At 70.7% G+C, this 13,479-nt stretch carries 11 protein-coding genes and 1 tRNA gene; 7 read left to right on the forward strand and 5 right to left on the reverse strand.

Translation table 11 applies throughout. The features are described 5' to 3' along the window. The 3 genes from VGT06_06240 to VGT06_06250 all read right to left on the reverse strand — a co-directional run. Positions 1-190 (reverse strand): response regulator (locus VGT06_06240; protein HEV8662719.1); only part of this gene is annotated, 190 nt, incomplete at its 3' end. A 15-nt stretch (positions 191-205) separates the two neighbouring features. Next, the gene (locus tag VGT06_06245; protein ID HEV8662720.1) at positions 206-1,762 is read right to left on the reverse strand and encodes an ATP-binding protein; all 1,557 of its coding nucleotides are present in this window, start codon (positions 1,760-1,762) and stop codon (positions 206-208) included. A gap of 15 nt (positions 1,763-1,777) precedes the next feature. Then, on the reverse strand, positions 1,778-3,328 hold the full coding sequence (locus VGT06_06250; GenBank protein HEV8662721.1) for a carboxyl transferase domain-containing protein: 1,551 nt from the start codon (positions 3,326-3,328) through the stop codon (positions 1,778-1,780). A 203-nt stretch (positions 3,329-3,531) separates the two neighbouring features. Between VGT06_06250 and VGT06_06255 the strand changes: the two genes are divergently transcribed. Both VGT06_06255 and VGT06_06260 read left to right on the forward strand, forming a co-directional pair. Next, positions 3,532-3,930 (forward strand): response regulator, encoded by a 399-nt coding sequence (locus VGT06_06255; protein HEV8662722.1) that lies wholly within the window; start codon positions 3,532-3,534, stop codon positions 3,928-3,930. A gap of 75 nt (positions 3,931-4,005) precedes the next feature. After that, positions 4,006-7,371, forward strand: a complete 3,366-nt coding sequence (locus VGT06_06260) for a GAF domain-containing protein (protein HEV8662723.1) — start codon at positions 4,006-4,008, stop codon at positions 7,369-7,371. Position 7,372: 1 nt separating this feature from the next. Here the strand turns inward: VGT06_06260 and VGT06_06265 are convergent, their stop codons facing one another. Together VGT06_06265 and VGT06_06270 are read right to left on the reverse strand one after the other, a co-directional pair. Next, entirely contained in the window at positions 7,373-8,194 is an 822-nt protein-coding gene (locus tag VGT06_06265) for a CARDB domain-containing protein (GenBank protein ID HEV8662724.1), read from the reverse strand. Positions 8,195-8,244: 50 nt separating this feature from the next. After that, complete coding sequence (locus tag VGT06_06270; GenBank protein HEV8662725.1) at positions 8,245-8,862, reverse strand: carboxypeptidase-like regulatory domain-containing protein; 618 nt, start codon at positions 8,860-8,862, stop codon at positions 8,245-8,247. Between the two features lie 144 nt (positions 8,863-9,006). Between VGT06_06270 and VGT06_06275 the strand changes: the two genes are divergently transcribed. The 5 genes from VGT06_06275 to VGT06_06295 form a co-directional block, all read left to right on the forward strand. Then, positions 9,007-9,091: transfer RNA gene (locus tag VGT06_06275), tRNA-Leu, on the forward strand. A gap of 185 nt (positions 9,092-9,276) precedes the next feature. Further along, complete coding sequence (locus tag VGT06_06280) at positions 9,277-10,398, forward strand: hypothetical protein (GenBank protein ID HEV8662726.1); 1,122 nt, start codon at positions 9,277-9,279, stop codon at positions 10,396-10,398. Position 10,399: 1 nt separating this feature from the next. Next, positions 10,400-11,053 (forward strand): ThiF family adenylyltransferase, encoded by a 654-nt coding sequence (locus VGT06_06285; GenBank protein HEV8662727.1) that lies wholly within the window; start codon positions 10,400-10,402, stop codon positions 11,051-11,053. Between the two features lie 22 nt (positions 11,054-11,075). Continuing rightward, positions 11,076-11,315, forward strand: coding sequence for a MoaD/ThiS family protein (locus VGT06_06290; protein ID HEV8662728.1), 240 nt, complete (start codon positions 11,076-11,078; stop codon positions 11,313-11,315). 359 nt (positions 11,316-11,674) lie between these two features. After that, the coding region (locus VGT06_06295; GenBank protein ID HEV8662729.1) for a hypothetical protein at positions 11,675-13,479 on the forward strand (1,805 nt) is incomplete at its 3' end.

Raw genomic sequence — 13,479 nt, forward strand, 5'->3', positions numbered from 1 at the left:
GGACCTCGAGGCCGTTCATCTGGGGCATCCGGATGTCCAGCAGGACCAGGTGGGGCCGGTCCTCCTTGACCCGCCGTAACGCCTCCTCCCCGCTGGTCGCGGTGAGGACCTCGTAGCCCTTGGAGGAGAGGAACTCGACCAGGAGCTCCACGGCCTCGGGCTCGTCGTCCACGACCAGGACTTTCGCCATCCTCCCCCTCCTCCGTTAGCCCTCGACGGGCAGGACCACCGTGAAGGTGCTGCCGCGCCCCACCGCGCTCTCGACCGTGATCGTCCCCCCGTGCCCGCGGACTAACCCGGAGCTCACCGAGAGGCCCAGCCCGGCCCCCTTCCCCTCGCGCTTGGTCGAGTAGAAGAGGGTGAAGAGACGGGCGCGCTGCGCCTCCGGAATGCCCGAGCCGGTGTCGGCCACGGCGATCGTGACCGACCGCTTCTCCGCCTCATCCGTCAGCCCCGTCGTCACCGTCACGCTGCCGCCCGGGGGGGTGGCGTCCCTCGCGTTGCTCAGCAGGTTCGCCACGACCTGGGCCATCTGGTCCCGATCCAGCGACAGCTCCGGGAGGTCGGAGGCGTACCGCCGCTCCACGCGAAGGCCGGCTTCGGTCAGCAGGGGCTCGTAGGCCTGGACCGCTTCCTCCACCAGGCCGTTCACCTCCGTCCGGACCCGCCGGAGCGGCTGGTGGCGGGCGAAGGCCACGAGGTTTTCCGCGATCCGGGACAGCCGCGTCACCTGGACCATCACCACCCGGAGCGCCTGGACCACCGCCGGGTCCAGCTCCGGCCGGTCGAGCAGGAGCTGGACCCGCCCCGAGATGATGTTGAGCGGGTTCAGCACCTCGTGCGCCACGCCCGCCGTCAGCTCCCCCACGGTGGCCAGCTTGGCCGCTTGCGAGAGGCGCTGTTGCAAGTCCCGTTCCTTCGTGATGTTCCGGCAGACGTGGACGCTCCCCTGGAGGCGACCGGCCGCGTCCCACAGGGGGAAGGTGGCGATTCGGAACTCCCCCCCGAAGGCGGGGTGCATCACCTCCTCCACGAAGGGCTCGCCGCTCTCGAGGGCCCAGGCGTGGGGGCAGCCCTCCGCCTCCCCGGCCAGGCCGTGTACGACGGCCGCACAAGGCTGGCCGGTGAGCGCCTCCGGGGGCATCCCGGCCGCCTCCGCCAGCGCCCGGTTGACCCGGACGATCCGGCCCTTCCGGTCCTGGACGGCGATCCCGTCGGTGATCGCGTGGAAGGTGTTCTCCCAGGCCGCCGCGGCCTCCCGGGACTCGGCGTGCTCCAGGGCGAGCGTCAGCAGGCTGCCGACGGCCAGGAGGCACTGGAGGTCGGGTTCCCCGAACCGGCCCGGGCTAGGGTCGTAGAGCTCGAGGGAGCCGAGCACGGTGCCGCGGGATCGCAGCAGGACGCAGGCCGCCGATCGGAACCCCGCCCGGCGGAGGAGGTTCCCCCGGGGATCGGGCAGCCGGGAAAGGTCGGAGACCTTGAGGAGGCCCTGCCCATCCGCCGCCCCGGCGGCGAGGCTCTCTTCCCAGGTGAGCTGGGGGGCGGCAGCAAGGGGAGGGAATCCCCGGGCGACCCGGAGGGTCAGGCTCCGCGTCTCCCGGTCCAGGCGCCAGAGGGCGCCCGCACCCGCCTCGGTCCCCGCCCGGAGCGCCTCCAGCGCTCCCGCGAGGCCCGCCTCCAGGTCGGGGCTCCCGACCAGGGCCGCCGCGGCCGCGTTGACCGTGTCCAGGTAGCGGTGGAGGGTGGCGGATGCTTGGGACAGGGCGAGTTTCCCCTTCTAGAGAGGGATGTTGCCGTGCTTCTTCGGCGGGTTCACGTCCCGCTTGGTCGCGAGGGCCCGGAGCGCCTGGATGAGGCGCGGCCGCGTCTCCCGCGGCTCGATCACGTCGTCCACGTACCCGCGCGAGGCCGCGACGTAGGGGTTGGCGAACTTGTCCCGGAACTCGGCGATCCGGGCCGCCCGGAATGCCTCGGGGTCGGCCGCCTCCTGAATCTCCCGCCGGTACAGGATGTTCACCGCCCCCTCCGGCCCCATGACGGCGATCTCCGCCGTGGGGTAGGCCAGGTTCACGTCGGCCCGCATGTGCTTGGACCCCATGACGCAGTAGGCCCCCCCGTACGCCTTCCGCGTGATCACGGTGATCTTGGGGACCGTGGCCTCGCCGTAGGCGTACAGCAGCTTGGCCCCGTGCTTGATGATGCCCCCGAACTCCTGCGTCGTCCCAGGGAGGTACCCGGGCACGTCCTCCAGCGTGACGATCGGGATGTTGAACGCGTCGCAGAACCGGATGAACCGGGCCGCCTTGATGGAGGAGTGGATGTCCAGGACCCCGGCCAGCACGGCCGGCTGGTTCGCCACGAACCCCACGGGCCGGCCATCGAGCCGGGCGAAGCCGACGACGATGTTCTGCGCGTAGTGCCGGTGGACCTCCAGGAAGACCCCTTCGTCCACCACCAGCCGGATGATCTCCTTGATGTCGTAGGGCTTGGTGGGGTTGTCGGGGACGACGGTGTTGAGCGCCTCCTCCATCCGCTGCGGGTCATCGGTGGTGGGGCGGACGGGGGGGTCCTCCAGGTTGTTGCTGGGCAGGTAGGAGAGGAGGTCCCGGATGGTCTGGAGACACTCCTCCTCGGAGGCGGCGGCAAAGTGGGCGACGCCGGAAGTGGCGTTGTGGGTCATGGCGCCGCCGAGCTGCTCGAAGGTCACCTCCTCGTGGGTCACGGTCTTGATGACGTCGGGGCCCGTGATGAACATATAGGCGGTGTCCTTCACCATCAGGACGAAGTCCGTGAGGGCCGGCGAGTACACCGCGCCGCCGGCGCACGGGCCCATCACCGCGGAGATCTGCGGCACGACGCCCGAGGCCAGGGTGTTCCGGAGGAAGATGTCGGCGTAGCCGGCGAGGGAGACTACCCCCTCCTGGATCCGGGCGCCCCCGCTGTCGTTCAGGCCGATGACGGGGGCGCCCGCCTTCACCGCCTGGTCCATGACCTTGCAGATCTTCTGGGCGTAGGCTTCGGAGAGGGAGCCGCCGAAGACCGTGAAGTCCTGGGCGAAGACGTAGACCAGCCGACCGTCAATCACGCCGCTGCCGGTCACCACCCCGTCGCCCGGGACGAGCTGCTTCTCCATCCCGAAGTCCCGGCAGCGGTGGGTGACCAGCATGTCGGTCTCGAGGAAACTCCCCTTGTCCAGCAGGAGCTCCAGCCGCTCCCGCGCCGTGAGCTTCCCGGCCCGGTGCTGGCGCTCTACCTTCTCCGGGCCGCCCCCCGCCCGGGCCGCCTCCCGCTGGCGCCGGAGCTCCTCCAGCCGGTCCTCGATCCCCATTTTACCCTCCGGGGCGCACCGATCCCCGTATTGACCGCGGCTTACGGTATCAGCCCGCCCCGCAAAAAGCAACGGCTTTGCCGCTCTCGGCACGCCACCCGATGGCTCGCTGGCACGTGCCTTGCTTCCACCCGAGCCCGTCTGCCCGGAATGGCCCCAGGAGCAGCCGGCCATTCCCTGGCAGCCCGGGAGGGAGACGCACCGTGGCCGGCAAGCGCATCCTCGTGGTGGAAGACAATCCCATGAACATGGAACTCGTCTGCGAGCTGCTCGAGGCCCACGGCTACGAGGTCTGGCAGGCCACGGCCGCCGCCGAGGCCGTCGAGCGCCTGAAGGCCGCCAAGCCCGATCTGATCCTGATGGACATCCAGCTCCCGGGGCTCGACGGGCTGGCCCTCACCCGGCGGCTCAAGGCGAGCCCCGCGACGCGCGACATCCGGGTCGTGGCCCTGACGGCCCACGCCATGAAGGGGGATCGGGACCGGATTCTTGAGGCCGGCTGCTGCGGCTATATCCCGAAGCCCATCGACGTGAAGGACCTGACGGACCAGGTGGCCCGCTTCCTCCGAGACGATGGGCCGAACGCCTGCGAGAGGCCTTGAGATCTCCCGGCCCGAGCCACGACCCCGACCCGATCCGCGGCGGGCCCCGAGGCGGCTGACCGCCAGGGGTGAACGTTGACCCTGCACCCTCCCCCTCCCGTCCCCGAGCCGGGGGCTGCCCCCGAGACCGCCCTGATCCTCCTGGTGGAAGACGAGCCCCTCATCCGCGAGCAGTATACCGACATCCTTCAGCAGGCGGGGTACCGCGTTCAGGCGGCGCGGGACGCGGAGGAAGGCCTTGCCGCCCTCAAGGCGGCGCGCCCCGACGCCGTCCTCCTGGACGTCATGATGCCCGGGATGGGCGGGCTGCAGGCCCTCCAGCAGATCCGGGAGAGCAATCCGGACCTGCCCGTCCTTATCGTCACCGCGAGCCCCACCTCGGAGCATGTCATCGCCGCCCTGAAGGCGGGCGCCTACGACTTCCTCACCAAGGGGTTCACGCCGGACGTCCTCATCCGGAGCGTGCAGCGAGGCGTGGCCCACGGGCGCCTCCTGGCGGAGAACCGCCGGCTCCTCCAGAGCCTGCAGCGGCAGGTGGGCGACCTGGCGACCCTCAACGCCATCGCAGGCCTGTTCACCTCTACGCTCGAGGTGGACCGGGTCCTGACGCTGGCGCTGGAGCAGGCCCAACAGGCATTGCGGGCGGAAGGGACCACCATCCTCCTCGCGGAGGAAGGGACGGGGGACCTGGCCTTCGCCGTCGCCTTAGGGGAGAAGGCCGCGCCCCTGCGGGCGCTGCGGTTGAAGCTCGGCGAGGGGATCGCCGGCTGGGTGGCTGCCACAGGCCAGCCCTGCCTGGTCCCGGATGCGCGGCAGGACCCCCGGTTCCTCTCCCGCTTCGACGCCCAGACCGGCCTCACCACCCGGAGCCTCCTCTGTGTTCCCCTCCTGGGGAAGGGCCGGGTCCTGGGGGTCCTGGAAGCGGTAAACCGGGCGGACGGAGCCCCCTTCGACCAGCGAGACCTGTACCTGCTCACCTCCATCGCCTCGCTGGCCGCCGCCGCCCTCGAGAACGCCCGCCTCTACCAGCAGACCGAGGCGAGGAGCGCCGAGCTCAAGACCCTGCTTCAGGTGAGCGGGGATCTGACCGCCACCCTCGACCTGGACGCGGTCTTCGACCGGATTGCCCGCCATCTGTTGGAAATCATCCCGGCGGCCCGCTCCGGGATCATCCTGCTCGACATGGAGCACCGGAGGGGGCTCGTGCGGGCGGGAGCCGTGGCAGAGCAGAGCGGGGTGACCTCCTGGGTCGGCGCGACCCTCGACCTCAAGCTCCACCCGGAGATCGAACGGGCGATCGCCACCCGGCAACCGGTGGTCCTCGCGGACCCCGGCAGCGATCCCCTGATGGCGCCCGTCGCCCACCTCGTCCGCCCGATAGGCCTCACCGCCCTGCTGGTGGTCCCCGTGATCACGCCCGAGGGGATCGTGGCGACCCTGAACCTCGCCCAGTTCCAGCGGCCCCGGCCGTTCACCCCCGGGGAGGTCAGCCTGTGCCAGACCCTGGCCAACCACGCCGCAGTCGCGATCCAGAACGCCCGCCTGTTCGGAGAACTCGACGCGCATTCCCGCCGCCTGGAGCAGGCGACGGAGGAGCGCACGAGAACCCTCCACGCCCTCACGGCCATCGCGGCGGCGGCAGTCGGCACCCGCAGCCTCCCGATCCTGCTGGAGGAGGCCCTGCGCCTGACCCTCGGGGTCCTCGGGCTCCAGCACGGCCAGATCCGCCTGCTCGACCCCGCGCACCGAGAACTCCGCCTGGTGGCCTGCCACCCCCCGGAACCCGCGACGGGCCCAGAGGCCGGCCCGATCCCCTTGGGGGACGGCGTGGCGGGGCAGGTGGCCCTGACGGGGGAGCCGGCAGTGATCGTCGCCGCCCTCGACGCCGCGGAGCGAGGGGGGCGCTCAGAGGTGACCGTGCCGCTGGAGGCGCGGGGCACGATCCTGGGGACCCTCAGCCTGTCCAGTCCGGAGCCGCGCCCTGTCAGCCAGGCGGAGCGGGAGTTCCTGGTCGCCGTGGGGCGCCAGATTGGCGTGGCCGTCCAGGGCCTCCGGCTGACGGAGGAGAGCCACGAAAAGTCGGCCCGCCTGCAAGCCCTCTACGAGGTCGGCAAGCAGCTCACGGCAACGCTGGACCCGGACGCGGTCTTCCGAACCATCGCCCGGGCCCTCGTCGAGCTGTTCGGGCTGGCCCAGGCCCGCCTCTGGCTGGTGGACGAGCCAGCGGGGATGATGCGCCTGGCAGCCGTGTACGGGGAGGCCGCGGCCGCCCCGCCCCTCGGCAGCACCATCCCCCTGGAGGCGGGGCTGATGGGGCAAGCCTATCGGGCAGGGGAGCCCATCTTTCACGAGGAGATCCAGGCCGTGCCGGCGTTCTACCACCGGGACGCCCTGCTCAAGGCCGGCTTCGTCTCCTTCGCCACGGTGCCGATTCGCCTCGAGGCCAGGGTTCTCGGGACCCTGTCCATGTTCACCCGGCAGCGGCGCACCTTCACCGCCGAGGAGCGGGAGGCCATGATGGCCCTGGTCGGTCAGGCAGCCGTCGCCATGGAGAACGCGCGTCTCTTTCTCCAGGTGCGGGGCCACGCCGCCAGCCTGGAGGAGAAAGTACGGGAGCGGACCCGCCAGGTCGAGGAGGCGAGCCGCCACAAGTCGGAATTCCTGGCCAACATGTCCCACGAGCTCCGGACCCCACTGAACGCTATCCTCGGCTTCTCCCAGCTCCTGCAGGAGGCGGCCTTCGGGACCCTTTCGCCCAAGCAGGCTCGGTACGCCAGCAACATCCAGAGGAGCGGGAGCCACCTCCTGCAGCTGATCAACGACATCCTCGATCTCTCCAAGGTCGAAGCCGGGAAGATGGAGCTGCACTTCGAACCCTTTGGCGTGCCGGCCGCCCTCGGGGATGTGCAGACCATCATGAAGGCCCTGGCGGCCAAGAAGAGTCTGGCGCTGACGACCGAGGTGGAGCCGGGGGTGGACCAGCTCACGGCGGACCCCGCGCGCTTCAAGCAGATTCTCTACAATCTGCTGAGCAACGCCGTGAAGTTCACCCCGGAGGAGGGGCAGGTTCGAGTGGCAGTCCGCCGGCTGCTCGGTCCGCCGGCCGGCTACCCCCCCATGCCGCTGCCGCCAGCGGCTCCCGAGCCCGCCCCATACCTGGAGGTGGTGGTCACCGATACCGGCATCGGGATCGACCCGAAGGACCGGGAGCGGATCTTCGAGGACTTCCAGCAGGTAGACTCTTCGCTCTCCCGCGAGCACCAGGGGACAGGACTGGGCCTCTCCCTCACGCGGAAGATGGTGGAGCTGCACGGAGGCCGGATCCGGGTGGAGAGCGAACTCGGGAAGGGGAGCACCTTCCGCTTCACCATCCCGGAGCAGGGTCCGCGGCAGCCCTCGGCCCCCGCGGAGCCGGCCGGGCGGGACAGGATCCTGGAGTGACCTAGCGCAGCGGGGCCTCCATCTTGACCATCACGCTGCCGTCGGGCAGGGCCTGCTCCCCCACCACCACCGCTCCGAAGAGCCGCTCCCCGGCCGCCACCGCGCCGCCCGCCTTGCCCCGGTGCTCCTGGATCAGACCGAGCCAGCGCTGCGCCTCGAGAACCGCCGCCCGGCGCGCGGCCGGCAGGGCTGCGGCGTTGCTCACGATGGTGAGGGGGCGCAGCCCCAGCCCGATCACCCGGATCACGCCCCGGTCGCGGTCCACGGCCTTGGCCACGAGCTGGGTCACCCCTCGCCCCGCCGGGGGGGCCCCGACCAACGCCCGCTCCGCCTCCAGCAGGTCGAACTCCCGCGAGTCCCGGGGGACGTACTGCAGCGCGTGGGCGTACAGGTTCCGCTGGGCCTGCGCCTCCGCGAGGATCAGCACGGCTCGGGAGGCGGTGTTGTTCGTCCGGCTCCCCTCGGGGACGCGGCCGCTCGGATCCACGGTCACCGATACCTGGTGCAGGCCCGGCCCCCGCGGGGTCCAGTCCACGGTCAGGAGGACATCCGAGCGGGGCGGAACGCTCGCGATGGCAACGGTCTTGAGGGACGCCCGCTTCTGCCCGGCTCCGTCCCAGATCTGCACGTCAAACCCGCGGGCCTCCGCGTCCCCCAGGTTGCGGACGCGGACCGCCACCGTGACCGGGGCCCCCTCGAGCAGGCTGGGCCGGGGGAGGACGACGTCTTCCGGGGTCACGGCCAGCTCGGGGAGGGGACCGGGTCCTCGCGGCTCCTCGCCCCAGGCGGCGGCCGCCGCGATGAGCAGGAGCAGGAGCGCCACCGGGAGGCACGGCCGCTGTGGGAACGCCTCAAGAGCGGCGCTTGGTGAACTCATTTGATGGGCTCGAACTGGTGCGTTCCAGTGAGCTCTCCATTCTGCAACACGTAGGTGACCCCCCGCGAGAAGTAGTGCCACTGCTCGACCAGGTCGCCCCCGCTCCGGGTCGCCTCCCGCCGCTCCGGAAGCCCCATCTGGCGGAGGAGGCGCCCCCGGTGGGAGTCCGGCCCGTACTCCACCCGAAGGCGGGCCACCTCGGGCCAGTCCGGGTGCGTCCGGAGGGTCTGATTGATGACGAACTCGCGCGTTTCCTTGATGCGCTTCGTGATATCCACCGGCTCCGGGCGGGCGTACCGGACTGCGTCGAACGCCTCCCGGTCGTAGAAGAAAAGATGGAGGTTGTTGCCGAGTTCACCCGCCACAACCTCGATCCGGTACTCCCCCCGTTCGTTCGTGAGGACCCGGACCTCCCGCCGATCCATCTCCTCGTAGCCGAGCCGAAAGACGTCGAACCCGAGGTCCCGCCCGACCAGGAGGACCGGCGTGCCGACCACCGGAGCCCCATCCGCGTCGGTCACCCGGCCCGTGATGACGCGCCGCTCGGCCACGCGGGCCGTCGCGCAGCCGGCGAGAACCACGACAATTCCGAGGATGAGTGCGAGTCGTCGCATGATTGCCTCCCGCGGCGCCCGGCGCCGCGCCTCTGCCCCGTGCACCATAGCAGATCGCCCGGGACGGGAGCAAGTCACGGGCGGCAGCCGCGGGACATTGGCGTTGACAGGACGGGCGGGAGGCGCTATGTAGAATGCCTGCGTGCCGAAGTGGTGGAACTGGTAGACACGCCATCTTGAGGGGGTGGTGGGGCAACCCGTGGGGGTTCGAGTCCCCCCTTCGGCACCAGCCGCCCGCTTGCAGCCCGGGCCCCGCCGCCTGTCGGCGGGGCCGCCGTTTTTCGGCTTGTCACCGCGGGCACCCTGTGCTAGGAATCATCCATCCGATTGGGCCCGGGTTTCGCATTTCTGTCCCTTCCCGACTCCCCTGACGGGCCTCTCCTGGTTCCCCGTCAGGATGGTGCGTGAAGGTCCATGATCTCCCCGCGCCCCACGCTCCCCAGGACGCTCGAGGCCGTCACCCGCGACTACGGGAAGGTCCTGGGCCTCCCGATCGCACTTCACCACCCTCCCCGGGGGTATACCCGCCCCCGCCTCGACCGGCAGCTCCACGTCCACCTGCACGCCCTCCCGCTCCGACCCCTCTGGCTCGACCTCTGGTCGAAGACCTCTACGGTCCGCCTCCCGGTGGTGCTCGGCCATCGGCTCGCGGAGGGGAGTCGCGCCGCCTATGTCCCCCCCGGGCGCCTGGCCCAGGGGCTGAGCCTCACCGACGAGGACGGGCGGGCCGTCCTGCACCTGCTCTCGAACAACCTGTACGTCCTCTTCGACCTGCCCGGGCAGCCCGACCCGCTCGCGCGCCTGCTCCTCCGCAAGAGCCTCGACCTGGCTCTCCCCCACCTGGAGGCCTGGATCTCCCACGTGATGACGCTCCCCGCGGCCCGCTTCGCGGTGCTCCTGAACCGGCTCCTCCGGGACACGGCCCGGGAGGAGGCGGACCGGCGGGAGAGCGCCCGGGCGGGCGCGCGGGACGCCTACGCGGAGCAGCAACGCCGGCGCCTCCGGGAGGAGGCCGGCTTCCTCGAGGAGGAGGTCCGGGTGACGGAGCGGGCGCTCGAGGAGCTTTCCTGCCGCCTCACCCAGGAGACGCGGCACCTTCACGCGTGCCGGCAGCGGCTGCGGGTCCTGCAAGGGGAGGCGGGGCGGCCGGCCGGGGCGGCGGACGACCTCACGCGGCTGCAGGGAGTGGAGGGAGTCCGGGAGGTCGAGCCGTACCCGGGGGGCCTCCGCCTCTTCACCATGCCGATCGCGGTGGAGCACGCCGGCACCCGGTACCGGCTCGGCTGCTTCCAGATCGATCTGGCGGAGACGGGGGCGATCACGGTGCGCAACCTGACGGACCCGTACGGGCTCTACGATCACCCGCACGTCTGGGACGGGCGGCCCTGCCTGGGGAACGTCCGGGAGGGATTGGCGAAGCTCGTGGCCGAGTACCAGTGGGTCGCCGCCGCCGAAGTCCTGCTCGACTTCCTCCGGACCGTGACCCCGCGGGACTGGTACGTCCCGGTCACGCACTGGAAGGGGGTGTCGACGTGAGGTGCCCGTGGACCTGTACCGCCAGCAGGACCTGATCGACCCGGACCAGCTCGAGGTCCCGGTCACCGTGGTCGGGTGCGGCGGGATCGGGTCGTTCGTCGTCCTGGCCCTCGCGAAGATGGGCTGCCGGGCGCTCGCCGCCTACGACGACGACCGGGTCGAGGCGCACAACATCCCCAACCAGGCCTACCGTCTGGCCGATGTGGGGCGTCTGAAGGTGGATGCGCTGGCGGACCTCGCCCGGGAGGTGGCCGGCGTGGCGCTCCAGGTCCGGGCGGAGCGGGTCCGGGAGCAGCGGCTGCAGGGGATCGTCGTCGCGGCGGTGGACACCATGGCGGCCCGTCGCGAGATCTGGCTACGGGGGGTCCGCCACCGGGCGGCCGTGCCGCTGTACCTCGATGCCCGAATGGGGGCCGAGGTCGCCCGGATCCTCACGGTCCGGCCCGCGGACCCCGACGACATCCGCCGGTACGAAGCCTCGCTCTACGCGGACGAGGAGACCGTCGTGGTCCCGTGCACTGCCCAGGCCATCGTGTACACCGGGTTCTCCATCGCCGGGCTGGTGGCGGGGCAGATCAAGAAGTTCCTCACCGGCGAGCCCCTCCGGGGCGAGCTGATCCTGGACCACAAAACGCTGACGTTCATCGCCTGCTAACCGACAGAAAGGGAGGGACACCATGCGGAGGACCGAGCTGGGCGTCCGGGAACCGATCGCGGTCAAGGTGGTGATGCTGGGCAAGAGCACGCAGGAGCTCGTCCGGGACCCCGGCACCACCCTCGGGGACGTGCTGGCCGAGCAGGGGGTCAGCGGCCAGATGGAGGCGCGGGTCAACGGGGAGACCGCGGATCCCGCCCGGCGCCTCGCCGACCGGGACGTCGTGCTCCTGGTCCCGAAGATCCGGGGCGGCCGCCGCTAATCAAGCCAGCGGGCGGGGGGCCGAGTCGCCCCTCGCCCGGACCCACCTGACATCCCCTACCGATCGCCTCAGGCCGGGCGAGTCCCGGCCGGCGGCCCTCCATGCCCAGCAGGACCTCCCCGGCGAACCCGCGCACGAAACGCTCCCCTGGCAGCCGCCCAAGGGTTGTCACGAAATTGTCACCCAGTTGTTCCCCTCCCGTTACCTTCGTGATCTGTTTGGTCGCCTGCGCGTCCTAACCTGGTATTTACCGGGGGGGTGCCCCTCTAGCAAGAGGGGGCACCTGCTCGGCTAAGCAGACAACGAGCTAACCGTCCACCCCTCGGGACTGACGTCGCGGCAATCGGGAGGGAAGAGCGATGGGGTCTCGTGAGATGAGCGCGCGGGCTAGGTATCCCCTCGCAACCAGTGCCCCGATAGGAACTGTCGCCAACCTCCGAAAGCCAGTCGCATGGCTCCTCGTCCTCCTGCTGCTGTTCAACTGGACAGTCCCCGCGCTTGCCCAAGACACTGGGACTTCTTCAACTGCGAATGGCACACAGTCAGCTACCGGCTCGCCCCCCGGCTCCTCCGGCCAGGGTCATGGTGCCCCGGCCGAGCCTCCCGGCCAGGGATCGCCCCCGGAGGGCCCCCAGGACACCCCGGCCGCCACCCGAGCCCGGACGCAGGCCGATCCCCCCATCACCACCTTCACCGCGGACGCCTTCCAGACCGACCTGTTCACCGGCGCGGCGACCGCCGAGATCCCGATTCTCCTCCCGCCGGGGACGGCGGGCACCGCCCCGCGGCTCGCCCTCCGCTACAACAGCAGCACCGTGGACGAGCTCGGACCGCGGGACCAGGGCCAGGGAACCGGCCGGGGCTGGACCCTCGATGTTGGCGGCTTCGTCCTGCGGGACACGAAGCTCACCACCAGCCCCAATGACGACACCTTCAAGGCGGTCTTCGGGGGGGTCAGCTACGACCTGGTCCTCGTGGATAGCGGCCAGAACCTCTATCACACGAAGGATGAGACCTTCTGGCGCCTCCAGTATGACGCGCAAGGGGACTACTGGACGCTGACGACCAAGGACGGGACCCGCCACCGCTTCGGCTTCAATCCCGACAGCAAGGCGATCGCCCTCGGCCAGGACCTGGTGACCCCCGTCACCTACAAGTACCTCCTGGACGAGGTGACCACGACCCGGGACACCGCGGTCCGCTACACCTACGCCAAGCAGACGGCCACCGTGGCCTCCACGGGCCGGAGCTACGACCAGGCCGTCTACCCCGACCGCATCACGTACACCTATCACAACAGCGCCCTGGTCGGCGGGACGGCCCGGGAGGTCCGCTTCCTCCGGGCCCCCCGGACCGACTGGACCGACACCAGCGCCACGACCAACGTCTCCTTCTTCGAGCGGGAGCGGCTGGACGCGATCGAGGTCCTGGTTGGGGCGAGCCTCGTGCGCAAGTACGTCTTCGCCTTCGACTACTCGATTGACCGCGACCCCACCTACAACTGGGGCGGCGGGGCCACCGGGGACCTCATCCTGAAGGCGGTGACGCTCTACGGGAGCGACGGCAGCTCCGCCCTGCCGTCACTCGCTTTCGCCTACACCGGGGCCCGGCTGGGCAGCGCCAGCAACGGGGTCGGCGGCACTGTCAATTACACCTATGAGCGGATAGCGACCGTCCCCGTCTACTGGGCGGGGAGCAACTATGAGTGGAATGATAATAATCAGGGGTGCATGGCCTGGCGGGCGCGTAATGACGCAGGCGACCCGCGCTGCACTCCACCCGCTTCCTTCCTCGGGTACACCTACGTCGGCAAGGTGGACCGGTACAGGGTGGTCAGTCGCAGCGTGAGCGATGGGCGGGGCGGCAGCTTGACAACGACGTACAGTTACACCGGCCTGGGGCTGAGCAGCGACGGCAAGGAGTTCCGGGGCCACGCGGCGGTGCGGGCGGTGGATCCCCTCGGACACTATGCGGACACGTGGTTCAAGCAGGATGACGCCCTGAAGGGGCGCGCCTACCAGGTCGAAGCCCGGAGCAGCGCCGGAGCGCTCTACACGCAGGTCGTCAACACCTGGTCTGCCACGAACCCCTCCCCGGGCGTCACCTTCGTCGCTCTCAGCCGGGCCGACATCTATACCTGCGACGGGGATGCGACCTGCAAGCA

Source organism: Candidatus Methylomirabilis sp. (genome assembly GCA_036000645.1).
In the GTDB taxonomy this organism is placed as follows: Bacteria; Methylomirabilota; Methylomirabilia; order Methylomirabilales; family JACPAU01; genus JACPAU01.